Source organism: uncultured Jatrophihabitans sp., from assembly GCF_964251945.1.
GTDB lineage: Bacteria > Actinomycetota > Actinomycetes > Mycobacteriales > Jatrophihabitantaceae > Jatrophihabitans.
In genome coordinates, this window is record NZ_CAXULP010000003.1 from 492,731 (window position 1) to 514,888 (window position 22,158).

Here is a 22,158-nt window from a genome sequence, read left to right on the forward strand (position 1 = left end):
CCGAATACGCCGCAATCGTGTCGCGAAACAACAGTCCTCTAACATCGGCCGTTCGACCAGCCGAAAGAGGATGTATGAAGCTATCGGTCATCGGCACTGGCTACCTCGGCGCGACGCACGCTGCCGCGATGGCAGAACTCGGGCACGAGGTGCTCGGCATCGACGTCGACGAGACGAAGGTGGCCCGGCTGTCCGCGGGCCAGGTGCCGTTCTACGAGCCCGGGCTGCCGGAGCTGCTCAGCAAGCACGTCGAGTCAGGCGCGCTGCGCTTCGGCACGTCGATCGCGGAGGCGGGGGAGTTCGCCGATCTGCACTTCGTCTGCGTCGGGACCCCGCAGAAGCCGGGCGAGCTCGCCGCGGACATGACCTACGTCGACGCGGCGTTCACCGCGCTGCTCGAGCACGTCCGGCCCGGCGCGGTGCTGGTGGGCAAGTCGACCGTGCCGGTCGGCACCGCGGCCCGATTGGCTCAGCAGTGCGCAGCCGCCGGCGGGGCGCTCGTGTGGAATCCCGAGTTCCTGCGCGAAGGCTTCGCGGTCGAGGACACCCTGCGTCCGGACCGGATCGTCATCGGGGCCGAGGACGACGACGCGCGCGCCGTGCTCGAGCGGGCGTACGAGTCGATCCTCGCGACCGGCACCCCGCTGGTCGTCACCGATTTCCCCACCGCCGAGCTGGTGAAGGTGGCCGCGAACTCGTTCCTCGCGACCAAGATCTCGTTCATCAACGCGATGGCGGAGATCTGCGAGGTGACCGGCGGCGACGTCACCAAGCTGGCGGAGGCGATCGGCCACGACGACCGCATTGGCAAGAAGTTCCTGCGCGCCGGGCTCGGCTTCGGCGGGGGCTGCCTGCCCAAGGACATCCGCGCGTTCATGGCCCGCGCCGGAGAGCTCGGCGTCGATCAGGCGGTGGCCTTCCTGAAGAACGTCGACGAGATCAACCAGCGGCGCCGAGCCAGGATGGTCGACCTCGCCCGCGAGATGTGCGGTGACTCCTTGGCCGGCCGACGGGTCGGCATCCTCGGCGCTGCGTTCAAGCCGGACAGCGACGACATCCGGGACTCGCCGGCGCTCGACGTCGCCTTCGCGATCCAGCGCTCGGGCGCGGCGGTGCGGGTGTACGACCCGCAGGCGATGGGCAACGCGAAAGACAGCTATCCGACACTCGCGTACGCGCCGTCGATCTTGGACGCGTGTGACGACGCCGACGTCGTGCTGCATCTCACCGAGTGGGCCGAGTTCCGCAGCCTGCAGCCGGACGATCTGGCGTCGGTGGTACGCGCGAAGAATATGCTCGACGGGCGAAATGTGCTCGATCCGCAGCATTGGCGGGCCGAAGGATGGCACTTCCGCGCGCTCGGCCGCCCGTGATGTCGTGAGTGGTCATTTGGCCCGGTCAGTGGTCGCGTCCGCGCGACCACTGAGCGCCGCAAGTGACCACCGACGGGTCAATCGCTGGGCTGCGTCAAGATCTCGGCGCCGTCGTCGGTGACGACGATGGTGTGCTCCCACTGCGCGGCGTAGGAGCCGTCCTTCGTCAGCACCGTCCAGTCGTCGTCCCACATCAGCCAGCCGTGGCCGCCGAGGGTGAGCATCGGCTCGATGGTGAACGTCATCCCCGCCTCGATCAGGGTCGTGGCGCGCGGCTCGTCATAGTGCAGGATCGTCGGATCGGTGTGGAACGACGGCCCGACGCCGTGCCCGGTGTAGTCGCGGATGACCCCGTAGCCGAAGCGTTTGGCGTAGGACTCGATCACCCGGCCGATCACCGACACCGGCCGGCCGGGCCGCACCGCGCGGATGCCGCGCAGCATCGCCTCGCGGGTGCGCTCGCCCAGCTCGCGCACCTCGGGCGCCGGCTCCCCGGCGAAGTAGGTGCCGCAGGTGTCGCCGTGCACGCCGTCGACATACGCGGTGATGTCGACCTTCACGACGTCGCCGTCGTCGAGCGGGCGGGAGTCCGGGATGCCGTGGCAGATGACCTCGTTGACCGACGTGCACAGCGACTTCGGGAAGTCCTTGTAGCCGAGCGTCGAGGGATAGGCGCCATGCGCGATCAGGTACTCGTGGCCGACGCGGTCGAGTTCGTCGGTGGTGACGCCGGGCGCGACGTGCCGGCCGACCTCGACCAGCGCGTCCGCGGCTATCCGGCCGGCGACGCGCATCCGGGCGATGGTGTCGGCGTCCTTGACCATCGGGTCGTCGCGGTCCGCTTTCGTTCCGGGCCACGTCCCGACGTAGTGCGGCCGGGCGATCGACGCGGGCACCGAGCGGCGCGACGAGACGATGCCCGGCTCGATCGGCTTGTCGACGGTCAGCATCCGTCCATTCTGCCGCCGAAGACGGATCTTGTGCTGTTTACCGGCCTATCGCCCGGTAATACAGCACAAGATCGCGACCTGAGCGTCAGTAGGGCGCGGTGAGCCCAGGAAACATCGGGAAGTGCTTGACGTTCTTGGTCTCCAGCCGCGCATTGCGCTGTAAGGCGGTCGCCGCGATGACAAGATCCGCACCATCGATCGCTCGGTGACTTGGCAGCCACTTCCGCCCGAGCTTGCCTGCCAACTCGGCGACGTCCTCGTCGACCGGCACCCAGCGCAGGCTCGTCATCAGCTGGCGCGTACGGGCTTCTTCGTTTGGCCGCATTCCGGCCAGCAGCTCGAGCCGGGTCATCTCGCTTGCCCACAACGGCCCGGCTTGCCGCTCTCTGCGCAACAGCTCAGCGGCTGCGGGCAGCCCGCGCAACACGTCGATCAAGACGGAGGTGTCGATGACCACCGTCATGAACGATCTGCGGCCAACCGTCTGCCTGACCTCAGCTGGTCGACGTAGCCACCGCCGGCCAGGTCGTCGGAGCGGTCAGCCCACGCCCCGGTAGCGGCGTCGATCGCGGCAAGATCATCGACTAGGGAGCGCTCACCGCCGTACACGCGATTCACCGCGTCGCGAATGAGCGCGGAGATGGATCTGCCGGTGCGAGCTGCCTCGACGTCCAAGAGCGCGCGCTCACTTTCGGTCAGCGAGATCTGCGTGCGCTGCATGATGTAACGCTACATCACTAGGTGCGAGATCGCGGCGGTGAGAACAGGGCGCCGTATCGTCCGGCAGCGGCGACGCCCTGCGGTCGGCGACATCTGATGGCCTGACGGCCGCCTCTCGCGACTACAGCGCAACCAGATGGTGCGGGCCGGCGCCGACGACCGCGTCGATGCGGATGGATCGATCGAATGTCACCAACCGGCCGCCGTGCGCGACGGCCAACGCCAGGAGATAGACGTCGGTCACCTGTCGCGAGGTGAGAATCGAGTCGTTGCCGATGCCGGCATCGAGCACCGAAACGTCGCACGGCCAGAATTCGTGCAGCCGGGTGGCGCACGCCTGGCTGAGCCGCTCGCGGGCCGCCGCCACGGAGACCCCGCTCGGATATGCGGGCGAGGACATGATTCGGACCAGTCCGTTCTGCGTGATGGCGCACGACGACCAGGACGGATCCTGTTCGGACGTCAGCCAATGCCGGGCGGTCTCGTGATGCACATGGTCGAGGTCGAGCAAAGCGAGGAGCACGTTGACGTCGAGCAGCGCTCGGCTCACTCAGCGAGCTCGTCGCGGATCGATTCGATCAGCTCGGTCGTGACCAAGCCGCCGCGCCGGGGCAATGGACGAAACCCGAGGAACTCGCTGTCGGTTGCGTCCGCGGGAGCGGTGAGCACGCTGCGCGCGAGGTCGGACAGCACCTTTCCCGCCGTCTTGCCTTCACGACGAGCCCGCTCATGCACGGCGGCAAGCACATCGTCGTCGATGCTCAACGTGGTGCGCATGCATCTGATGCTAGTGCATCACCCGCCTTGCGATGATGATCTCGGCGGGGTCACACCTCGACGATCATTGGGACGAGCATCGGCCGCCGCCGGTAGGCGCGGTCGACCCAGCGGCCGACCGTCCGGCGGATCAGGTGCTGCAGCGCGCCGGCGTCGCGGGTGCCGTCGGCGAGCGCCTTCTCGACCGCCTCGATCAGCTCGGCGGTGATCGGGTCGAGGGCGGCCGGGTCGTCGCTGAAGCCGCGCGCGGTGATCTCCGGGCCGAACACGACCTTGCCCGCCTCGAGGTCGACGGCCACCAGGATGGACAAAAAGCCGTCCTCGCCGAGGATGCGGCGGTCTTTGAGCGTGGTGTCGCCGATGTCGCCGACCTCGAGGCCGTCCACGTAGACGTAGCCCACCGGGATCCGGCCGACGATCGACGCCTTGCCGTCGACCAGGTCCACGACCGTGCCGTCCTCGGCCAGCATGATCCGCTCGTCCGGCAGCCCCATGGACCGGCCGATCGCGGCGTGCGCCCGCAGGTGCCGCCACTCGCCGTGCACCGGCATGAGGTTACGCGGGCGGACGGCGTTGAGCAGGTAGCGCAGCTCGCCGGCGGGCGCGTGGCCGGAGACGTGCACCAGCGCCATCGACTTGTGGATCACCGTCGCGCCCAGCCGGGACAGCCCGTTGATGACCTCGCCGACCGACGTCTCGTTGCCGGGGATCAGCGAGGACGCGAGCAGGATCGTGTCGTCCGGGACGATGCGCACCGTCTGATGGTCGCGGTTCGCCATCCGCGACAGCGCGGACAGCGGCTCGCCCTGCGAGCCGGTCGAGATGAGCAGCACCCGGCGCGACGGCAGCTCCTCGGCCACCTTGAGGTCGATCAGCAGGCCGTCCGGGACGTTGAGCAGGCCGAGTTCGCGGGCGATCTGCATGTTGCGCACCATGGAGCGCCCGACGAGCGCGACCTGCCGCTCGGCCGCTCTCGCCGCGTCCATCACCTGCTGGACGCGGTGCACGTGCGAGGCGAAGCAGGCGACGATGATTCGCCCGCGCGCCTTGTGGATCACGTCGGTGACGACCCGGCCGACGTCGCGCTCGGACGGGATGAACCCGCCGACCTCGGCGTTGGTGGAGTCGGCGAGCAGCAGGTCCACGCCTTCGTCGCCGAGCCGGGAGAAGCCCGGTAGGTCGGTGAGCCGATTGTCCAACGGCGTCTGGTCCATCTTGAAGTCGCCGGTGTGCAGCACGGTCTGTCCGCCGACGCGGATCGCCACCGCGAGCGCGTCCGGGATCGAGTGGTTGACGGCGTAGAACTCCAGCCCCCAGCTGGCGACATCGACCCGTTCGCCCTCGACCACGAGGCGCAGGTCGGCCTTGATCCGGTGCTGCTCGAGCTTCGCCGACACCAGCGCGAGCGTCAGCCGGGACCCGTAGACGGGGATGTCGCGGCGCGCGCGCAGCAGGTAGGGCAGCGCGCCGATGTGGTCCTCGTGGCCGTGGGTGAGGACCACCGCGTCGATGCGGTCCAGCCGGTCGCGAAACGCCGACCAGTCGGGCAGCGTGATGTCGACGCCCGGGGAGTTGGTCTTGCCGAGCAGCATGCCGCAGTCGACGACGAGCAGCCTGCCCTGGTGCTCGAACATCGTCATGTTGCGGCCGATCTCCTTGATGCCGCCGAGCGCCACGATGCGCAGCGCGCCAGCGGGGAGTTTCGGCGGCGAGGACAGGCCGGCCTTCGCGTCGTGCCCGGCCGAAGTCATCCTCCGAGGCTATCGTCTGCGCTCATGGCCACCGTCGATGCGCTCAACGCAACGGCTATCAACGCCGGGGACGTCACGAAGATCGGCGTGATCACCGTCGTGGTGCTCCTCGTGCTCGGCGTGCTGTTGTCGCTGGTCATCACCGCGATCATCGGTCGGCTGCTCATCGCCGTGGTGGTGATCGTGCTGGCCGTGGTGGTGTGGCAGCAGCGCGGGCACGTCAAGGACAGCTTCGACAAACAGACGTGCGACCTGAACGCGACGTTCTTCGGCATCCACCTGGACCCGCCGGCCTCGGTGCGGCAGGCCTGCAAGGGCTGACCGGGGCTCAGCGTTCCGCCGGCGGCCGCGGTCCGCCGCGCGCCGGGCGCCGGCCCCGCAGGTAGTGCACAGCGGCCGGCAGCAGGGCGAGGACCACGACCACGATCACGAGGTAGTCGATCCAACCCTTGTGGGCGCGCACCCATTCGATCTTGCCGAGCTGGTGGCCGAGCAGCAGCACGCCGTCAGCCCAGACGACGCCGCCGATCGTGCTGTAGAGGGCGTAGAAGTCGAACCGCATGCGCCCCACGCCGGCCATGACGGTGGCCACGGTGCGCACGATCGGGACGAACCGGCCGACCAGGATCGTCCATGAGCCGAACCGCTCGAAGAAGCGGTGCGACCGCTCGACGTGCTCCGGTCGGAACATCCGCGAGTTCGGCCGGTCGAACACGACCGGCCCGGCGCGCCAGCCGATCGCGTACCCGACGAGATTGCCGGCGATCGCGGCCAGCGGCGCGACGACCAGGAACGCGGCCAGCGAGGTCGTGATCGCGCCGGTGGCGATGCCAATGCCCGCGGCGAACAGGATGGTGTCGCCGGGCAGGAAGAACCCGATCAGCAGCCCGCACTCGGCGAACAGGATGATCGCGAGCACCAGCAGCGCGCCGGAGCCCGACAGCAGCGTGTCGGGGCTGAGCGGGTTGGCCAGCAGCATCAGCGCAGTCTACGAAGCGGGTGTTGCCGTCGGATGTGCGGCGGGACCGGCGCTCACGGCCCGCCCCCCCGCGCTCGGCCCCGCTGCCGCGCCGGGGCATCGTTCGGGCAGGTGCTCGCCGGCCCAGCGGGCCAGCTGAGTCAGGATCGGCAGCAGGGCCTCGCCGCGCGCGCTCAGCTGGTAGCGCACGCCGGGCGGACGGCCGTCGCGCACCGAACGCTGCACGATGCCGGCCGCGGCCAGCTCGGTGAGCCGGTCGGACAGCATCGAGTCGGTGATCGCGCCGACCCCGCGGCGCAGTTCGGCGAAGCCCGCCGGGCCGGCGGCGAGGGTGCCGATCAGGACGCCGTTCCACCGCTTGCCGAGCAGGTCGAAGGCGGCGACGAGGGCCGTGTCGCAGCTCAGCGGGAGCTCGCTGGGTTCGCCCGCCGGACCGGCGGCCGACCCGGCGCCGGTCGACGTGTGCATCACGCCAGACTAGTCGCGCATTGAAATCACAAGCTGCTAGGGTTTTACGAGTTGCATCAGAAACCCGAGCGTTTGGAGTTCCCATGACCCTGTTCCGGCTGGACGCCAGCATCCGCGCCGAGGGCTCGCACAGCCGAGCCATCGCCGACCTCGTCGAAGCCGAGTGGCGCCAAGCGAACCCGGCCGCCCGGATCGTGCGCCGGCACGTGGGCACCGAGCCGGTGCCCGCGACCGCGTGGGCCGCGGCCGTCAGCGCCGCCTACGTCGCGCAGGACGAGCGCACGCCCGAGCAGCGCGCCGCCGTCGAGCTTGCCCGGCAGGAGACCGACGCGCTGGTTGCCGCGGACGCGGCCCTGTTCGCGGTGCCGCTGTACAACTTCGGCGTGTCCCAGCATTTCAAGACCTGGGTGGACCTGATCGTCACCGACCCGCGGATGGCCGCCGGCGCCACCCCGGCGACCGCGGGCAAGCCCGCCGTCCTCGCCACGGTGCGTGGCGGCAGCTACGCCGCGGGCACCCCGCGTGAGGGCTGGGACCACGCGACGTCCTGGATGCGACGGATCCTCGAAGACGTCTGGCAGTTCGAGCTCGAGGTCGTCGAGCGGGAGTTCACGCTCGTCGGGGTGAACCCGGCGCTCGATCAGTTCACCGAGCTGGCTGACGGCCTGCGGGCCGAGGCCGAGCGGGTCGCACGCGAGCACGGCCGGGCGCTCGCCGGCCGGCTCGTGGCCTGAGCTCGCCCACGGCTGTTCCCGGCTGCCGGGAGACGCACGCCGGCTGTTCGCCGCATGGCGGCCGCCGACGGACCGGCTGTGCCCCGGACATCGAACCTCCTCGGCACGGGCCGGGCGGCCCGCTATCGATGTCAGGTTGATCGGCCGGCGCGGCCCAGACTTGAGCGGCTGGTTCGTGCGAGGTGGCGCAACCGGGGGAGGCGGGTGCGGGGGAGGGTTGGCTAGTTCGCGCGGCTCAGCGTCGCGACGGCGTCCCGGGTCTCGCCGAGCACGGTTGTCGCGGCCAGCCGGCCGGCCACGTCAGAGCGGGCGGCGACGGCCGCGCAGTACGCGTTGCGGAGTGCGGCGCGGGTGCCCGGACGGGCTTGCGGCGCGCTGACGGTGTCGACAGGCTCGGCGTTCTCGACGGCTCGCAGCGCGTCGCGCAGCAGCGCCAGCGCCTCGGTGCGCAGCTGCGAGATGCGCGACTCGGTGACGCCGAGCTCGGCGGCGATGTCGGTCATCTTGCGGGACTCGAAGAAGTGTCCGATCACGACGGTCTGCAGTCGCTCGGGCAACTCGGCGACCGCGTCGCGGAGGTAGCCCAGCTGTTCGCGCCGCAGCAACAGCCCGTCGGGCTGGTCGCCGGTGGCAGGCAGCAGCTCGTCGCTCGCCTCGGGCGTCAGCGCCTGCAGGCTGAGCACCGCGGCGCGGCGGACATCGGCCTCGACGGCCGTGACGTCGCGGGCGTCGACCCCCATGGCCGAGGCGACCTCGGCGCGCGAGGGGGATCGGCCGAGCGCGGCGGCCAGGTTGCTGCGGGTGTCCTCGACCTCGCGGGCCTTGCCGCGCACGCTGCGGCTCGCCCAGTCGCGGCTGCGCAGCTCGTCGGTGATGGCCCCGCGGATGCGGATGGCGGCGAAGCGGCCGAACGGCACGCCGCGCTCCGACTCCCAGGACCGGGCGCTGGCTGCCAGGGCGTACATGCCCGCGGAGATGAGGTCGTCGCGGCTGACGTGCACCGGCACCCGGCCGAGGACTTCGCGCACGAGGTGGCCGACGAGCGGCAGGTGGTCGCGGACGAGCGCGTCCTCACGCTGGCCGGCCGCTGCCGAGCGCGGAACAGCGGCGGAACGAGAAGCTGGCGCGGCGGCGATGTCGGCCTCAGGCTCGAGGCAGTGCGGCTCGATGCCGAGTTCGAGGTAGGCGGCGAGCGTCATGGCGGGCTCCTGCTGAGAGGGACGACCGAAACGTTGGCGTTCGTGCCTCCGCGCCACGTCCGGTCAGCCGACCGGCCCGACGAAGAGGGCGGCTCTCCCCTGGAACCTCGATGCTCCCCAGCACCGGACAGAGTGTTAGCTCTGCGTGAAGTCATGGTTGCACGCTGTGAGAGAGGTTGCAAGTGGTCTCCGCGAAAAGATCTTCTTATCAGGACTTTCGGCCCTTAGATTTCCGCATGTGCCTCTGCATTCGACGTCTCTCCAGCCGGTCGGCGACCCTGGGGGACGCCTGAGCGGGTACGCAATACTCGACGGCATCCGACCAGCGTCGAGGAGGGGCCCATGCCGATCGCCACGCCCGAGAGCTACGCCGACATGTTCGACCGCGCGAAAGCGGGCGGCTTCGCCTACCCCGCGATCAACTGCACGTCGTCGGAGACGGTGAACGCCGCGCTGCGCGGATTCGCCGAGGCCGGCAGTGACGGGATCATCCAGGTCTCCACCGGCGGCGCGGAGTTCGCATCCGGCCTGAGCGTCAAGGACATGGTCGTCGGCGCGGCCGCGTTGGCCGAGTTCGCGCACGTGGTCGCCGCGAAGTACGACATCCAGGTCGGCCTGCACACCGACCACTGCCAGAAGGAGAAGCTGGACAGCTACGTCCGCCCCCTGATCGCGATCTCGCAGGAGCGCGTCGACGCGGGCAAGCCGCCGCTGTTCCAGTCGCACATGTGGGACGGCTCGGCGATCGAGCTCGAGGAGAACTTGCACATCGCGCAGGAGCTGCTGGCGAAGGCGGCGAAAGCGCGGATCATCCTCGAGCTGGAGATCGGCGTCGTCGGCGGCGAGGAGGACGGCGTGCACGGCGGCTCAGGAGGCGCGGACAACGAGAAGCTGTACACGACGCCCGGCGACGCGATGCACACCGCGGAGCTGCTGGGCGCCGGCGAGAAGGGCCGCTACCTGCTCGCGGCCACCTTCGGCAACGTCCACGGCTCGTACAAGCCCGGCTCGGTGAAGCTGCGGCCGGAGATCCTGAAGGAGATCCAGGACGAGGTGGGCAAGAAGGTCGGCAAGGACAAGCCGTTCGACCTCGTCTTCCACGGCGGGTCCGGCTCCGAGCTCGATGAGATCCGCGAGGCGGTCGGCTACGGCGTGGTGAAGATGAACGTGGACACCGACACCCAGTACGCGTTCACCCGCGAGATCGCCGGCCACATGTTCACGAACTACGACGGCGTGCTCAAAGTGGACGGCGAAGTGGGCAACAAGAAGGCCTACGACCCGCGCTCGTACCTCAAGCTGGCCGAGCAGGGCATGGCCGAGCGCGTCGTGCAGGCGTGCGAGGCCCTGCAGTCGGCAGGCACGTCCCAGTCCGCCTGACCAACCAGCCAGCTGGCGCTCCGCCGTGTCGCTCCCGGGCCCTTCTCGTTTAGTGACGCATAACCGCTTGAGTGGCGGGATATGCCGCGCCACTCAAGCCATTTCGCGCCACTCAACCCGGGCACGGGCACAATCGCTGGTATGACCGGCTTCGGCAATCTGCTTGCCCCGCCCACCCGGCTGCCCATCGACCCGGCGGTCGCGCTACTCGACAGCGGCGCGGCGCCGGCGTCCGTGGCGGCCGCGCATCCGACGTCCTCGGCCGCGTGGGCTGCGCTCGCCGACGCCGCGCTCGCCGACGCCGCGCTCGCCGACGGCGTCCCGGCCGGCGGCGGCCGGGACGTGGAGGGCTACGCGTACGCGCGGACCGGCTATCACCGCGGGCTCGACGCGCTGCGGCGCGCCGGCTGGAAGGGCCAGGGCCCGATCCCGTGGTCGCACGAGCCGAACCGCGGGTTCCTGCGCGCGCTGCACGCCCTCGCCGTCGCCGCCGACCGCATCGGCGAGACGGACGAGGCGCACCGGTGCGCGCAGCTGCTGCGCGACAGCGACCCGGCGGCGGCCGCCGCGCTCGGCGGCTGACCGGCTGCGAGACCGTCTACCCTTCTCGGTGGCTCCCGCCCGACGGGCCGACCGGGACGAGGTGAGGCGCATGCCGGCAGTGGTGCTCGTGGGCGCGCAGTGGGGCGACGAGGGCAAGGGCAAGGCCACCGACCTGCTCGGCAGCCGGGTCGACGCCGTCGTCAAGTTCAACGGCGGAAACAACGCCGGGCACACCATCGTCATCGGTGAGGGCGACCACCGCGAGAAGTACGCGCTGCACCTGCTGCCCTCAGGCATCCTCACGCCCGGCTGCGCGCCGGTGATAGGCAACGGCGTCGTGATCGACCTCGGCGTGCTGTTCGAGGAGATCGACGGCCTTGAGGCCCGCGGCGTGGACACCTCCGGCCTCGTCGTCAGCGGCTCGGCGCACGTCATCCCCCCGTACAACCGGACGCTGGACAAGGTGACCGAGCGGTTCCTGGGGAACTCGCGGATCGGCACCACCGGCCGGGGCATCGGGCCGACCTACGCCGACAAGATGTCACGCGTCGGCATCCGGGTGCAGGACCTGTTCGACCGCGACGTCCTGCACCTGAAGGTGTCCGGCGCGCTCGCGTTGAAGAACCAGATACTCGTCAAGATCTACAACCGCAAGGGCTTCGACGTGGACGCCGTCACCGACGAGCTCGCCTCGTACGCCGAACGGCTGGCGCCGATGGTCGCCGACACCGCGCTGCTGCTCGAGCAGATGCTCGACGACGGCAAGACCATCGTGCTCGAAGCGGGCCAGGCGACGCTGCTCGACGTCGACCACGGCACGTATCCGTTCGTGACGTCCTCCAATGCGACCGCTGGCGGCGCCTGCACCGGCAGCGGCATCCCGCCGACCCGGATCACCCGGGTGATCGCGGTGGTCAAGGCGTACACGACCCGCGTCGGCGAGGGCCCGTTCCCGACCGAGCTGCTGGACGCAAAGGGCGAGCTGCTGCGCGACGCCGGCGCCGAGTTCGGCACCACCACCGGCCGCCCCCGCCGCTGCGGTTGGTTCGACGCGGTGATCGCGCGCTACGCCAATCGCGTCAACGGCGTCACCGACTTCGTGCTCACCAAGCTCGACGTGCTGACCGGCATGGACGAGGTGCCGGTGTGCGTCGCCTATGACGTGGGCGGCGTCCGGCACGACGAGCTGCCGATGACCCAGGCGGAATTCGCCCGCGCCGTCCCGATCTACGAGACCTTCCCCGGCTGGGACGAGGACATCTCGAAGGCCCGCACGCTGGACGACCTGCCGCGCAACGCCCGCGACTACATCGCCGCGCTCGAAGAGATGATCAAGGCGCCGATCTCGGCCGTCGGCGTCGGGCCGGGCCGGGACGAGACAGTGGCGATCCACGACCTGCTGGACTGACGGGTGGCGCTTGTGGGCTCGCGCCGGGTGCTGCGCCGCGGCGCGTTCGCGGCGGCCACGGCCGGCGTCCTGCTGGTCGCCGCCTGCACCAGCAGCAGCCCAAGCCGGCCGAAGGCAAGCGCGCCGCAGCCGGCGCCGGCGTCGGCCTCTGTGTCGGGAACCGGGTCGGTTAGCGCGTCGGCTGGCTCGACAGCGCCCGCGCCGACCGCGTCCGTCGCCGACTGGCCGACGTACCACCGCACGCCAGACCGCGCCGGCAACGACCCGGCCATGCCCGCGGTCCGGGCCGTGCGCCGGCTCGCGACTCTGAAGCTCGACGGGTCGGTGTACGCCTCGCCCATCGTCGTCGGCGGCCGCACGATCGTGGCCACCGAGAACGACACCGTCTACGCGTTCGACTCGGCATACCGACAGGTATGGAAGGTTCGCCTAGGCAAGCCATCACCCGCGCAGGAACGGCCGTGCGGCAACATCGACCCGCTGGGCATCACCGGCACGCCCGTCTACGACGCGACGTCCGGGCTCGTGTACGTCTCGCCCGAACTCGGCGGTCCGCCGCGCCACGAGTTGATCGCTCTCGACCCGGCAACCGGCGCAGTGCGTTGGAGCCGCAGCCTCGACCTGCCCGGCGTCGAGACGAAGGCGATGCAGGAGCGCGGAGCGTTGACCGTGAGCGGTGGTCGGGTTTGGGTGCCCTTCGGTGGGCTCGCCGGCGACTGCGGCGGTTACAAGGGCCGGGTGGTTGGCCTACGGCTCGACGGCAGCGGGGCGCCCGTCGCTTACACAGTCCCGACCAGTCGAGAGGCGGGCATCTGGACGCCGCCCGGGCCGGCCGTCGACGCCGCCGGCGATCTGTTCGTCGCCGTCGGCAACGGCGCGTCCGGCGTCGGCGACCGTTACGACCACAGCGACTCCGTTCTGAAGATCTCGCCCACCGGCCGGCTGGCCGACTCCTTTTCGCCGACGACGTGGCCGACCGACAACGACCAGGACCTCGACCTCGGCTCCCAGGGGCCTGCCCTGGTCGGGCCGTGGGTGTTCACGGCCGGCAAGGCCGGCACCGCTTACGTGCTGCGCCGCGACCGGCTGGGAGGCATCGGCGGGCAGGTGAGCAAGTCCGACGTCTGCAAATCCTTCGGCGGGACGGCTGTCGTCGGCGACCTCGTCTACGTGCCGTGCACAGACGGTGTGCGCGCGGTGCGGATCTCGGCCGCCGGGACGTTGCGCGTGCTGTGGCACGCGTCTTCGGATGCGGCCGGCTCCCCGGTGGTAGGCGGCGGCCGGGTGTGGACGGTTGGCGCGGACGGCGGGGTGCTCTACGCGCTCGACCCGACGACCGGCCGAGTCCGCGAGCGGGTGTCAGTCGGCCCGACGAGCCGGTTCGCCACGCCGGCGATCGCCGGGCCGGACGTGCTCGTGCCGACGCTCGCCGGCCTGACAGTCGTGCGCACCAGCTGACCGCCCGCCTCATCGCAACTTGTCCTCGCTGCGGCGGCCTATCGCCCGACGACGCGCGGACAACTTTCCGACGCCGAGGAGTTCCGTAGGCTGTTGCGGCGTGCGCGTCCTCGTCGTCGGGTCCGGCGCGCGCGAGCACGCGTTGTGCCTCGCGCTCGCCGCGGATCCGACGGTCACCGCGCTGATCTGCGCGCCCGGCAACGCCGGCACCGCCGCGGTCGCGGAGCAGCGCGGCGTGGACGCCCTCGATCCGGGCGCGGTCGCCGCGCTCGCGACCGACGTGCGGGCCGACCTCGTCGTCGTCGGACCCGAGGCGCCGCTGGTGGCCGGAGTAGCCGACGCGGTCCGCGCAGCCGGCGTCGACTGCTTCGGCCCGTCGGCGGCGGCGGCCCGGTTGGAGGGCAGCAAGGCGTTCGCCAAAGAGGTCATGGCCGCGGCCGGGGTGCCCACCGCGCGCGCCCGGGTGTGCGCGGACCGCGCCGACGTCGCCGCCGCGCTGGACGCGTTCGGGCCGCCCTACGTCGTCAAGGACGACGGGCTCGCCGCGGGCAAGGGCGTCGTCGTCACCACGGACCGAGCAGAGGCGCTCGCGCACGCCGCGGCCTGCGGCCGGGTCGTGGTCGAGGAGTACCTCGACGGCCCGGAGGTGTCGGTTTTCTGCATCACCGACGGCACCGTGATCCGGCCGCTGCTGCCGGCGCAGGACTTCAAGCGCATCGGCGACGGCGACACCGGGCCGAACACCGGCGGCATGGGCGCCTACGCCCCGCTGCCCTGGCTGCCCGCCGGATTCGTCGAGGAGATCGTCGCGACGGTCGCCGAGCCCACCGTGCGCGAGATGACCGCGCGCGGGACGCCGTTCGCCGGCCTGCTCTACATCGGGCTCGCGATCACCTCCGCCGGCCCGCGGGTGGTCGAGTTCAACGCCCGGTTCGGCGATCCCGAGACGCAGGTCGTCCTGGCTCTGCTGGACAGCCCGCTTGGCGCACTGCTGCAGGCGGCGGCGACCGGCGGCTTGGCGCAGCACCCCCCGTTGCGCTGGCGGCCGGGCGCGGCGGTCACCGTGGTCGTCGCGGCGGCCGGCTACCCGGGAACGCCCCGACTCGGCGACGTGCTTACCGGCGCCGAGGCGGCGGGCGTGATCCACGCCGGCACCCGGCGCCGTGACGACGGCGCGATCGTCTCAGCTGGCGGTCGGGTGGTCTCCGCGACGGCGACCGGCGCCGATCTCGCCGCTGCCCGGGAGCGAGCGTACGAGCTGATCGCCGGCATCGGGCTGGCCGGCGCGCAGCACCGCACCGACATCGCCCTCGCCGCCGCCCGCGCGCGCTGACCCGGGGCGATGCGGCGCTGAGCCACTTACCCCTGCCCCACTTACCACTGCCCCGCCTACCCTTGACCTGGTGGGCCGGGACGAGGAGTTGCCGTCCGTCGACTTCGTCGTCGGCGAGCCGTTCGACGGCGCCACCGGCGAGCGGTTCGGCGGCCGCACCGGCGACCCGGGCAGCGGACCCAGCGGACCCAATGCCGGCGGACCCAGCGGACCCACTGCTAGCGGACCCAGCGGAGCGCGGGTCGCCGACCCCAACGCGCCCGAGCTGCCCGAGCGGCCCGATCGCGTCGACGGGGCGTCGCCATCGGGCCCGCGGTGGGGCCGACGGCTGCTGGCGGCCGGCGCGCTCGTCGCGGCTGTGGTCGTGGCAGCCGTGCACGGCCGCGGCCAGCACGCCCCGACTGGCGCCCCCACCAACGGCCCCACGTCGAGCCCGGCGAGCAGCGCCCCGGCCACGACCCCGGTGCTCGTGATACCCGTGCGCCCCGAGGTCACGGCGAGCCTCGGGCCAAGCGGCACGGACCGCAACATCGGCGTCTCCCTGCTGCCGGTGCTGCCAAGCATGCCGCCGTGCCCGTCGGCCGGCGACGCGGAGTCGGCCTGCAACACGCTGCACGCCGTGCCGGCGGCATTCACCGCCGCGGTGCACGCGGCGTTCCCCCGCGCCCGGCAGCGGTCCGCGCTCTCGGTGCAGGTGCGCGACGCGCCCCCGATGTCGCTGCCGGGAGTGTGGTCGCGCAGCTACGTCGCGCGCGCCAACGGAGTGACCGTCGAGGTGACCGTGCTGGCCCTGCATCTCGACAATGGGATCGCAGGCGTCCTCGATGATGGCGCCCACACACGGGTGTTCAGCGAACAGAGCTCCGGCGGCAAGCTCGTCTTCGTCCAAGCCATCGGGGCGTCCGGCCACGCGCCCTCGCTGCGCCGCGTCGAAGCGCTGGCCCGCGACCCTCGGCTGCTCTCGGTCTGAACCGGCGCTCGCCAAGCGGGCTCGGCGCTCGGGTCCGGCCCGGCCGCCAGGGACAATGCAGCCATGAAGCCCGTCATTCCGAACGTCCTCGCCGGCCGGTACGCCTCTGCGCCGATGGCGCAGATCTGGTCGCCGGCGCACAAGGTGGTGCTCGAGCGCGCGCTGTGGCTGGCGGTGCTGCGGGCGCAGGCCGAGCTGGGCGTCGACGCGCCGGCCGAGGCGATCGACGCGTATCAGGCGGTGCTCGAGCGCGGCGTCGACGCCGTCGACCTCGACTCGATCGCCGCCCGCGAGCGGGTGACCAAGCACGACGTCAAAGCCCGGATCGAGGAGTTCGCCGCGCTGGCCGGCTTCGAGCACGTCCACAAGGGCATGACGAGCCGGGACCTCACCGAGAACGTCGAGCAGTTGCAGGTGCGGTCCGCGCTGATCATCGTCCGGCAGAAGGTGCTGGCCGTCCTCGGCCGGCTCGCCCGGCGCGCCGCCGAGTACGACGCGTTGGTCATGGCCGGCCGCTCGCATAACGTCGCGGCGCAGGCGACGACGCTCGGCAAGCGATTCGCAACGACCGCCGACGAGCTGCTCATCGCGTTCGAGCGGCTCGAGGACCTGGTTGCCCGCTATCCGCTGCGCGGCGTCAAGGGGCCGGTGGGCACCGCGCAGGACATGCTCGACCTGCTCGGCGGCGACGTCGACAAGCTGGCGCAGCTCGAGCAGCGGGTCGCCGCGCACCTCGGTTTCGCCCGCACGCTGGTCAGCGTCGGGCAGGTCTATCCGCGCTCGCTGGACTGGGACGTGCTGTCCGCGCTCGTCCAGGTCGCCGCCGCTCCGTCGTCGTTCGCCACGACGCTGCGGCTGATGGCCGGCAACGAGCTGGTGACCGAGGGCTTCCGGCCCGGGCAGGTGGGCTCGTCGGCGATGCCGCACAAGATGAACACCCGCTCGGCCGAGCGGATCAACGGCTTCGCGGTGGTGCTGCGCGGCTACGCCTCGATGGTCGGCGAGCTGGCTGGCGACCAGTGGAACGAGGGCGACGTGTCCTGCTCGGTGGTCCGCCGGGTCGCGCTGCCGGACGCGTTCTTCGCCCTCGACGGGCTGTTGGAGACGGCGTTGACGGTGCTGGACGACTTCGGCGCGTTCCCGGCCGTGATCGAGCGCGAGCTGGAGCGCTACCTGCCGTTCCTGGCGACGACCAAGGTCCTGATGGCGGCCGTCCGCGCCGGCGGGGGACGAGAGGGCGCGCACGAGGCGATCAAGGACAACGCGGTGGCCGTGGCGCTGGAGATGCGCGAGAAGGGCGCCGACCGCAACGACCTGTTCGACCGGCTCGCCGCCGACTCCCGGCTGGGGCTCTCGGCGGAGACGTTGCAGGGTCTGCTGGCGTCGCCGTTGACATTCACCGGCGCGGCGCGCGAGCAGGTGGCGGCCGTGGTGGCCCGGGTGGACGCCCTGCTCGCCGACGAGCCCGCCGCCGCCGACTACCGCCCCGAGCCAATCCTGTAGCCCCAGCCAGGGGGTCAGACGGTCTTTGGGCGGCCCAGGTTCCAGTAGCCCTTCACGAAGATCGACTCGTGGTGGACGCCCATGTCTTCCAGCACCGCGCGCAGGGCGATGGCCGCGCGCGTCTCGCCGAGCAAATAGCATCGGCCCGCGCCGGGCGGCAGCTCGAGCTCGCGCAGCGCCGCCGTCAGCAGGGCCGCGCCGCCGGGTGGGGTGTCGCCGCGGCACAGCCAGCGGACGTCCGCGTCGACGGGCAGCTGGTCGGCGGCGTCGTGTACCTCGACTAGGGCCAGCGCCCGTTCGCCGGGCGGCAGGCTCGCGCAGATCGCCCCGATCGCCGGCAGCGCTGCCTCGTCCCCGGCCAGCAGGTGCCACGGCGCGGGGTGCAGCTCGAGCTTGCCGCGCGGGCCCTGGAATTCGACCTCGTCGCCGGGCGCCGACTGCGCGCCCCACGCCGAGCCCGGCCCGGCGCCGTGCAGCAGCACGTCCAAGTCGATCTCGCCGACCTCGGGCCGAGAGTGCCGGATCGTGTAGCGGCGCTTCACCCGGCGCCCGCTCGGCTCGCGCAGGAGCAGCTCGACGTCCTGGGCGGGCCGGATCGCGAGCCCCAGCAGGGCGTCGGCCCGCACCGTCAACCGGCGCATCCGCGGAGTCAGGGCGGCGGCGGCGGTCACCACCCCGCGGTGGGCCGGCGAGCGGCGGACGAGCGGCGCGGTCATCGGCCTAGTGTGGCTGGTATGACTATCGCGCTGACCAAGGTCGCCTACACCACCGCCGCCTCCGCCAAGGGTGGCCGCACCGGACACGTCACCAGCAAGGACGGCGTCATCGATCTCGAGCTGGCGCAGCCGAGCGCCGGCGCCGAGCCGAAGGCCAATCCGGAGACGCTGTTCGCCGCCGGCTACGCCGCATGCTTCCAGGGCGCGCTCACGAACCGGGCCAAGACGAAGGGCGTCGACGCGTCCGAGTCGACGGTCACCGCCGAGGTGTCGTTCGGGCCGTCCGAGGACGGCGGGTTCGGCCTCGCCGTCGAGCTCGTCGTCGCCATCCCGGGCGTCGAGCCGCAGCAGGTTCGCGAGCTGATCGAGCTCGCGCACGAGTTCTGCCCCTACTCCAAGGCGACCCGCGGCAACATCGACGTCACCCTCACCGTCGGCTGACGGCTGCCCGCCCGGCGGACAATGACGGCGTGGCCATCAGCGTGTTCGACCTGTTCACTATCGGCATCGGCCCGTCGTCGTCGCACACGGTCGGGCCGATGCGGGCCGCGCACACCTTCGCGCAGGGCTTGGCCGACGACGGCGTGTTGCCCGACGTGCGCCGGGTGCGGGCCGAGCTGTTCGGCTCGCTCGGCGCGACCGGGCGCGGCCACGGCAGCGACCGCGCGGTGATCCTCGGCCTCGAAGGCGCGGAACCGGAGACGGTTGACACCGCCAGCGTCCCGACTCGCGCCGCCGCCGTGCTGGCCGCCGGACAGGTGCGCCTGCTCGGCCGCCAACCGGCGGCGTTGCGCCGTGACGATCTCGTCCTGCACCGGCGCGAGAGCCTGCCGTTTCATCCGAACGGCATGCGGTTCGCGGTATTCGGAGCTGACGACGGCCTGCTGTGCGAGCGCACGTATTACTCCGTCGGCGGCGGGTTCGTCGTGGACGAGACCGCAGCCGGCGCCGACCGGATCACCGTCGACGAGACGCCGCTCGCGTACCCGTTCCGCTCCGGCGCGGAGCTGCTCGCGCGCTGCGTGGAGACCGGCCTGCCGGTCAGCGGGGTCATGCTCGCCAACGAGCGTGCGTGGCGGTCGGAGGCGGAGATCCGCGCGCGGCTGCTCGAGATCTGGACGGTCATGCAGGGCTGCGTGCGGCACGGCATGTCGCACGAGGGGACGCTGCCCGGCGGCCTGCACGTCCCGCGGCGGGCCCCGGAGTTGCACCGCCGCCTCGGCGGTGACGGCGCGACGGTCGCCCCGGACGTCGCGGCTGACCCGCTGCAGGTCCTCGACTGGGTCGATCTGTTCGCGTTGGCGGTCAACGAGGAGAACGCCGGCGGCGGGCGGGTCGTCACCGCGCCGACGAATGGCGCGGCCGGCGTGCTGCCGGCCGTGCTGCATTACTACCGCCGCTTCTGCCCGGGCTCGAGCGACGACGGCGTCGTCTGTTTCCTGCTCGCCGCGGCCGCGATCGGCGTGCTGTACAAGGAGAACGCGTCGATCTCCGGCGCTGAGGTCGGCTGCCAGGGTGAGGTGGGCTCGGCCTGCTCGATGGCCGCCGGAGCGTTGTGCGAGGTGCTCGGCGGGACGCCTGCGCAGGTGGAGAACGCCGCCGAGATCGGCATGGAGCACAACCTCGGCCTGACCTGCGACCCGGTCGGCGGGCTCGTCCAGATCCCCTGCATCGAGCGCAACGCGATGGCCGCGGTGAAGGCGATCAACGCCGCGCGGATCGCGCTCAGCGGCGACGGCTCGCACATCGTCAGCCTGGACAAGGTGATCAAGACGATGCGCGAGACCGGCGCGGACATGAAAGCGAAGTACAAGGAGACGGCCCGCGGCGGGCTAGCCGTCAACGTCATCGAGTGCTGAGCGAACGCGGTGGAGGCGTCGGGCGCCCACCTTGTAGGCTCTTCGCCCGGGTGGCTGTGTGACGCGGCCGCGCTGGAGGCTTCGCCTAGTCTGGTCTATGGCGCCGCACTGCTAATGCGGTTTGGGTTAATCGCCCATCCCGGGTTCGAATCCCGGAGCCTCCGCGAAAAAGTCCGCTCACGAGCAGTCGCTAAACTGTCTTGTTGGCACCAGCGCCCGTAGCTCAACGGATAGAGCACTTGACTACGGATCAAGAGGTTGCAGGTTCGAGTCCTGCCGGGCGCGCTCCAGAAACCCCCGTATTTACCGGCCTGTAGCCAGTTCTTCCCTACTGATCGAGTGGACAACAGCCGGTTTGGTCCGCAAGAGTCCGCAGCGGCTCGAGCCGGATCCATCGCATCGGCCACTCAATCGGGCTGATCGTCGAACAGGTGTCCGTATAGATCGGGGGTCATCGTGGCCGCCTTGTGGCGAGCATCGTCTGGACGACCTTCACGTTTGCGCCTGCCGCAATGGCCAGCGATGCGGCCGTATGCCGCAGCGAATGCGGCGTGATGCCAGCCAGGCCGGCAGCCGTCACGGCCTACATCGCTAAGCGAGCCGAGGGCAGCTGGCGCGCGCGACCGCGACACCCGCGGCACGGAGCACGCTCGCCACTTCGCCCGCAAGATCGACGCCCAGAACTGGATCGAGTCGGTGACGACCTCGGTCAGGACGGGCAGCTACGTCGATCCGAAGGGCTCGCGGATCAAGTTCGGCGACTGGGCGCCGCGCTGGCTGGCCGCCAAGGTCAATATGGAGACGATGTCGTTGGGTGGGGTCCGCGCGGTATCCATTATGTGTCATCCACACGAAAACGCTCCACCTTCACCTGTGCCCGACCCAATTCCCGTACTCGCGCTGGAACCATCACCGCAGGCCGAACCTGGACCGAATGGAACAGTTATTCAACGCTCCGCGCCCCCACAGGAACTACGCCAATATATTGTTGTCCGAGCGCAGGCGACGGATATCGACTCCCGGGATGGCTAGGGCCTGTGATCGGAGTAGTTGGGGCGGTCGGAGGTGCGATTGCGTGCGCCACTGGTGTCGGATGTTCAGTGGGAGCAGGCGCGATTGGTGCTGGGTTGGGCCAGCTCGCCGTCGGGAATTAGGTAACTAATGTGAACAGGTCCGAGATCCGCAACGTCTCGTCTTTTGTTGGTCGCTACCTGTGGCCGATGATGAAGGATCAGGGTTATGCCCGGCGCGGGCTGACGTTTGACAAAATCTCCGCAAAATCCGATCACGCTCTCGTCGTCATACGATCGAGAAGAATGGACCCGGGCGTCGTCACTTTTGTGGTCGAAGCAGCACTCGCTCCTAAGCCATTCATTGCATGGCTGGATCGCGATCAGAAGGTCGGCACGGAAAGCCTGTCCGAGGCTCACGGTCTCTGGCGGGAGAGACTGGAAAACTGGCTACCGCCTGCGCAGATTGCGCTGGGCTATGGCACCGAATTTTGGCAATTCGCGCTAGCTTCAGCCCGCAGTCCAGACGTGCCGACAGAGAGTGAATGCTCGCACGCAGTGCGAGCTGAACTGGCCAAGGTATTAGCGCGATTGGACAGTTTGTTGGACCGTGACGTATTAGTCGAACAAGTCTTGAGTGGCGCTCTAACACCCCTGTCGATCTCGGGGGAAGATCTAGCCGCCGCCGTGATCCTCGCGGACGAGCCGGATCGACACGCGCAGCTCGAGCAACTTCTCGAGCGTGCGTCCCAATCGTTCGATCCACCGCTCGAGCTGATTGCGTGGATACGCGGACGAGCTAGTGAGGCCTGATAACCCAAGCGCCGGGCTTGGGGACCCGTCAAATTGCTAGAAATGACTAGGGGTCACCCTCGCCCGACGCCGACCTGACTTGGCTCAATTTAGTGCGCAGGTCGTTTTCAGACGATGACGGCGAGGGCGGCCCGTAACTCGGGTGGTAGGGGTTCTTCTGCGGTGAGGACGTGCCCGGCGGTGCGGATGGCGATGGTGCGGTAGCGGCGGGTGG

Annotated in this window: 23 protein-coding genes, 2 tRNA genes and 2 pseudogenes; 16 read left to right on the forward strand and 11 right to left on the reverse strand. The window is 70.7% G+C overall.

Features of this window, described 5'->3' with window-relative positions; translation table 11 throughout:
* Positions 1-74: 74 nt before the first annotated feature.
* The gene (locus ACFFBG_RS09830; protein ID WP_375478099.1) at positions 75-1,373 is read left to right on the forward strand and encodes a UDP-glucose dehydrogenase family protein; all 1,299 of its coding nucleotides are present in this window, start codon (positions 75-77) and stop codon (positions 1,371-1,373) included.
* 77 nt (positions 1,374-1,450) lie between these two features.
* Here ACFFBG_RS09830 and map read toward each other — a convergent pair whose 3' ends face one another.
* From map to ACFFBG_RS09860, 6 genes are all read right to left on the reverse strand, one after another.
* A complete protein-coding gene (gene map, locus ACFFBG_RS09835) occupies positions 1,451-2,323 on the reverse strand; it encodes a type I methionyl aminopeptidase (RefSeq protein ID WP_375478101.1) in 873 nt (290 codons plus the stop codon).
* An 85-nt stretch (positions 2,324-2,408) separates the two neighbouring features.
* Positions 2,409-2,786 carry a type II toxin-antitoxin system VapC family toxin gene (locus ACFFBG_RS09840; RefSeq protein WP_375478103.1) on the reverse strand — a complete coding sequence of 126 codons (378 nt, stop codon included), beginning with the start codon at positions 2,784-2,786 and terminating at the stop codon, positions 2,409-2,411.
* Positions 2,783-3,043: a CopG family transcriptional regulator gene (locus ACFFBG_RS09845; protein WP_375478105.1), complete on the reverse strand. Its 261-nt coding sequence runs from the start codon at positions 3,041-3,043 to the stop codon at positions 2,783-2,785. The genes ACFFBG_RS09840 and ACFFBG_RS09845 overlap by 4 nt, the downstream gene beginning before the upstream one ends.
* 121 nt (positions 3,044-3,164) lie before the next feature.
* Entirely contained in the window at positions 3,165-3,593 is a 429-nt protein-coding gene (locus ACFFBG_RS09850; RefSeq protein ID WP_375478107.1) for a TA system VapC family ribonuclease toxin, read from the reverse strand.
* Positions 3,590-3,820, reverse strand: coding sequence for an antitoxin (locus tag ACFFBG_RS09855; RefSeq protein WP_375478109.1), 231 nt, complete (start codon positions 3,818-3,820; stop codon positions 3,590-3,592). The genes ACFFBG_RS09850 and ACFFBG_RS09855 overlap by 4 nt, the downstream gene beginning before the upstream one ends.
* Positions 3,821-3,870: 50 nt before the next feature.
* Complete coding sequence (locus ACFFBG_RS09860) at positions 3,871-5,571, reverse strand: ribonuclease J (protein ID WP_375478111.1); 1,701 nt, start codon at positions 5,569-5,571, stop codon at positions 3,871-3,873.
* A gap of 24 nt (positions 5,572-5,595) precedes the next feature.
* On the opposite strand from ACFFBG_RS09860, the gene ACFFBG_RS09865 reads away from it, so the two are divergent.
* Positions 5,596-5,892 carry a hypothetical protein gene (locus ACFFBG_RS09865; protein WP_375478112.1) on the forward strand — a complete coding sequence of 99 codons (297 nt, stop codon included), beginning with the start codon at positions 5,596-5,598 and terminating at the stop codon, positions 5,890-5,892.
* Positions 5,893-5,899: 7 nt separating this feature from the next.
* Here the strand turns inward: ACFFBG_RS09865 and ACFFBG_RS09870 are convergent, their stop codons facing one another.
* Both ACFFBG_RS09870 and ACFFBG_RS09875 read right to left on the reverse strand, forming a co-directional pair.
* A complete protein-coding gene (locus ACFFBG_RS09870) occupies positions 5,900-6,550 on the reverse strand; it encodes a DedA family protein (protein WP_375478114.1) in 651 nt (216 codons plus the stop codon).
* Between the two features lie 96 nt (positions 6,551-6,646).
* Positions 6,647-7,018, reverse strand: a pseudogene (locus ACFFBG_RS09875) (winged helix-turn-helix transcriptional regulator); the annotation flags it as partial.
* Positions 7,019-7,101: 83 nt separating this feature from the next.
* Between ACFFBG_RS09875 and ACFFBG_RS09880 the strand changes: the two are divergent.
* Entirely contained in the window at positions 7,102-7,752 is a 651-nt protein-coding gene (locus tag ACFFBG_RS09880) for an NAD(P)H-dependent oxidoreductase (RefSeq protein ID WP_375478116.1), read from the forward strand.
* A gap of 221 nt (positions 7,753-7,973) precedes the next feature.
* On the opposite strand, the gene ACFFBG_RS09885 is transcribed toward ACFFBG_RS09880, so the two are convergent.
* The gene (locus tag ACFFBG_RS09885; protein WP_375478118.1) at positions 7,974-8,951 is read right to left on the reverse strand and encodes a sigma-70 family RNA polymerase sigma factor; all 978 of its coding nucleotides are present in this window, start codon (positions 8,949-8,951) and stop codon (positions 7,974-7,976) included.
* Between the two features lie 342 nt (positions 8,952-9,293).
* On the opposite strand from ACFFBG_RS09885, the gene fbaA reads away from it, so the two are divergent.
* The 7 genes from fbaA to purB all read left to right on the forward strand — a co-directional run bounded on the left by fbaA (position 9,294) and on the right by purB (position 17,546).
* Positions 9,294-10,331, forward strand: coding sequence for a class II fructose-bisphosphate aldolase (fbaA, locus tag ACFFBG_RS09890; protein ID WP_375478120.1), 1,038 nt, complete (start codon positions 9,294-9,296; stop codon positions 10,329-10,331).
* 141 nt (positions 10,332-10,472) lie between these two features.
* Positions 10,473-10,913 carry a DUF3151 domain-containing protein gene (locus ACFFBG_RS09895; RefSeq protein ID WP_375478122.1) on the forward strand — a complete coding sequence of 147 codons (441 nt, stop codon included), beginning with the start codon at positions 10,473-10,475 and terminating at the stop codon, positions 10,911-10,913.
* Positions 10,914-10,983: 70 nt separating this feature from the next.
* On the forward strand, positions 10,984-12,282 hold the full coding sequence (locus ACFFBG_RS09900) for an adenylosuccinate synthase (protein ID WP_375478123.1): 1,299 nt from the start codon (positions 10,984-10,986) through the stop codon (positions 12,280-12,282).
* 3 nt (positions 12,283-12,285) lie between these two features.
* The gene (locus ACFFBG_RS09905; RefSeq protein ID WP_375478125.1) at positions 12,286-13,740 is read left to right on the forward strand and encodes a PQQ-binding-like beta-propeller repeat protein; all 1,455 of its coding nucleotides are present in this window, start codon (positions 12,286-12,288) and stop codon (positions 13,738-13,740) included.
* 100 nt (positions 13,741-13,840) lie between these two features.
* A complete protein-coding gene (purD, locus tag ACFFBG_RS09910; protein ID WP_375478127.1) occupies positions 13,841-15,073 on the forward strand; it encodes a phosphoribosylamine--glycine ligase in 1,233 nt (410 codons plus the stop codon).
* Positions 15,074-15,143: 70 nt separating this feature from the next.
* Positions 15,144-16,043, forward strand: a complete 900-nt coding sequence (locus ACFFBG_RS09915) for a hypothetical protein (RefSeq protein ID WP_375478129.1) — start codon at positions 15,144-15,146, stop codon at positions 16,041-16,043.
* 63 nt (positions 16,044-16,106) lie between these two features.
* Positions 16,107-17,546, forward strand: a complete 1,440-nt coding sequence (gene purB, locus ACFFBG_RS09920; protein WP_375478131.1) for an adenylosuccinate lyase — start codon at positions 16,107-16,109, stop codon at positions 17,544-17,546.
* A gap of 14 nt (positions 17,547-17,560) precedes the next feature.
* Here purB and ACFFBG_RS09925 read toward each other — a convergent pair whose 3' ends face one another.
* Entirely contained in the window at positions 17,561-18,262 is a 702-nt protein-coding gene (locus tag ACFFBG_RS09925) for a siderophore-interacting protein (protein ID WP_375478133.1), read from the reverse strand.
* An 18-nt stretch (positions 18,263-18,280) separates the two neighbouring features.
* Between ACFFBG_RS09925 and ACFFBG_RS09930 the strand changes: the two genes are divergently transcribed.
* The 4 genes from ACFFBG_RS09930 (at position 18,281) to ACFFBG_RS09945 (ending at position 20,406) form a co-directional block, all read left to right on the forward strand.
* Complete coding sequence (locus ACFFBG_RS09930) at positions 18,281-18,703, forward strand: organic hydroperoxide resistance protein (protein WP_375478135.1); 423 nt, start codon at positions 18,281-18,283, stop codon at positions 18,701-18,703.
* A gap of 29 nt (positions 18,704-18,732) precedes the next feature.
* Positions 18,733-20,121 carry an L-serine ammonia-lyase gene (locus ACFFBG_RS09935; RefSeq protein WP_375478137.1) on the forward strand — a complete coding sequence of 463 codons (1,389 nt, stop codon included), beginning with the start codon at positions 18,733-18,735 and terminating at the stop codon, positions 20,119-20,121.
* A 74-nt stretch (positions 20,122-20,195) separates the two neighbouring features.
* A tRNA-Ser gene (locus ACFFBG_RS09940) sits at positions 20,196-20,285 on the forward strand.
* 48 nt (positions 20,286-20,333) lie between these two features.
* Positions 20,334-20,406 (forward strand) — tRNA-Arg (locus ACFFBG_RS09945).
* 122 nt (positions 20,407-20,528) lie between these two features.
* Here ACFFBG_RS09945 and ACFFBG_RS09950 read toward each other — a convergent pair.
* Positions 20,529-20,704: pseudogene (locus ACFFBG_RS09950) on the reverse strand (tyrosine-type recombinase/integrase); the annotation flags it as partial.
* A 113-nt stretch (positions 20,705-20,817) separates the two neighbouring features.
* Here ACFFBG_RS09950 and ACFFBG_RS09955 point away from each other — a divergent pair.
* Positions 20,818-21,153, forward strand: coding sequence for a hypothetical protein (locus tag ACFFBG_RS09955; protein WP_375478139.1), 336 nt, complete (start codon positions 20,818-20,820; stop codon positions 21,151-21,153).
* A 131-nt stretch (positions 21,154-21,284) separates the two neighbouring features.
* The gene (locus tag ACFFBG_RS09960; protein WP_375478141.1) at positions 21,285-21,944 is read left to right on the forward strand and encodes a hypothetical protein; all 660 of its coding nucleotides are present in this window, start codon (positions 21,285-21,287) and stop codon (positions 21,942-21,944) included.
* Positions 21,945-22,158 lie beyond the last annotated feature (214 nt).

Excerpts from the sequence above, each read along its gene's own strand:
- ACFFBG_RS09830 (WP_375478099.1), top strand. The coding sequence starts at position 75 with ATGAAGCTATCGGTCATCGGCACTGGCTACCTCGGCGCGACGCACGCT.
- map (WP_375478101.1), bottom strand. The coding sequence starts at position 2,323 with ATGCTGACCGTCGACAAGCCGATCGAGCCGGGCATCGTCTCGTCGCGC.
- ACFFBG_RS09840 (WP_375478103.1), bottom strand. The coding sequence starts at position 2,786 with ATGACGGTGGTCATCGACACCTCCGTCTTGATCGACGTGTTGCGCGGG.
- ACFFBG_RS09845 (WP_375478105.1), bottom strand. The coding sequence starts at position 3,043 with ATGCAGCGCACGCAGATCTCGCTGACCGAAAGTGAGCGCGCGCTCTTG.
- ACFFBG_RS09855 (WP_375478109.1), bottom strand. The coding sequence starts at position 3,820 with ATGCGCACCACGTTGAGCATCGACGACGATGTGCTTGCCGCCGTGCAT.
- ACFFBG_RS09860 (WP_375478111.1), bottom strand. The coding sequence starts at position 5,571 with ATGACTTCGGCCGGGCACGACGCGAAGGCCGGCCTGTCCTCGCCGCCG.
- ACFFBG_RS09865 (WP_375478112.1), top strand. The coding sequence starts at position 5,596 with ATGGCCACCGTCGATGCGCTCAACGCAACGGCTATCAACGCCGGGGAC.
- ACFFBG_RS09870 (WP_375478114.1), bottom strand. The coding sequence starts at position 6,550 with ATGCTGCTGGCCAACCCGCTCAGCCCCGACACGCTGCTGTCGGGCTCC.
- ACFFBG_RS09880 (WP_375478116.1), top strand. The coding sequence starts at position 7,102 with ATGACCCTGTTCCGGCTGGACGCCAGCATCCGCGCCGAGGGCTCGCAC.
- ACFFBG_RS09885 (WP_375478118.1), bottom strand. The coding sequence starts at position 8,951 with ATGACGCTCGCCGCCTACCTCGAACTCGGCATCGAGCCGCACTGCCTC.
- fbaA (WP_375478120.1), top strand. The coding sequence starts at position 9,294 with ATGCCGATCGCCACGCCCGAGAGCTACGCCGACATGTTCGACCGCGCG.
- ACFFBG_RS09895 (WP_375478122.1), top strand. The coding sequence starts at position 10,473 with ATGACCGGCTTCGGCAATCTGCTTGCCCCGCCCACCCGGCTGCCCATC.
- ACFFBG_RS09900 (WP_375478123.1), top strand. The coding sequence starts at position 10,984 with ATGCCGGCAGTGGTGCTCGTGGGCGCGCAGTGGGGCGACGAGGGCAAG.
- purB (WP_375478131.1), top strand. The coding sequence starts at position 16,107 with ATGAAGCCCGTCATTCCGAACGTCCTCGCCGGCCGGTACGCCTCTGCG.
- ACFFBG_RS09925 (WP_375478133.1), bottom strand. The coding sequence starts at position 18,262 with ATGACCGCGCCGCTCGTCCGCCGCTCGCCGGCCCACCGCGGGGTGGTG.
- ACFFBG_RS09930 (WP_375478135.1), top strand. The coding sequence starts at position 18,281 with ATGACTATCGCGCTGACCAAGGTCGCCTACACCACCGCCGCCTCCGCC.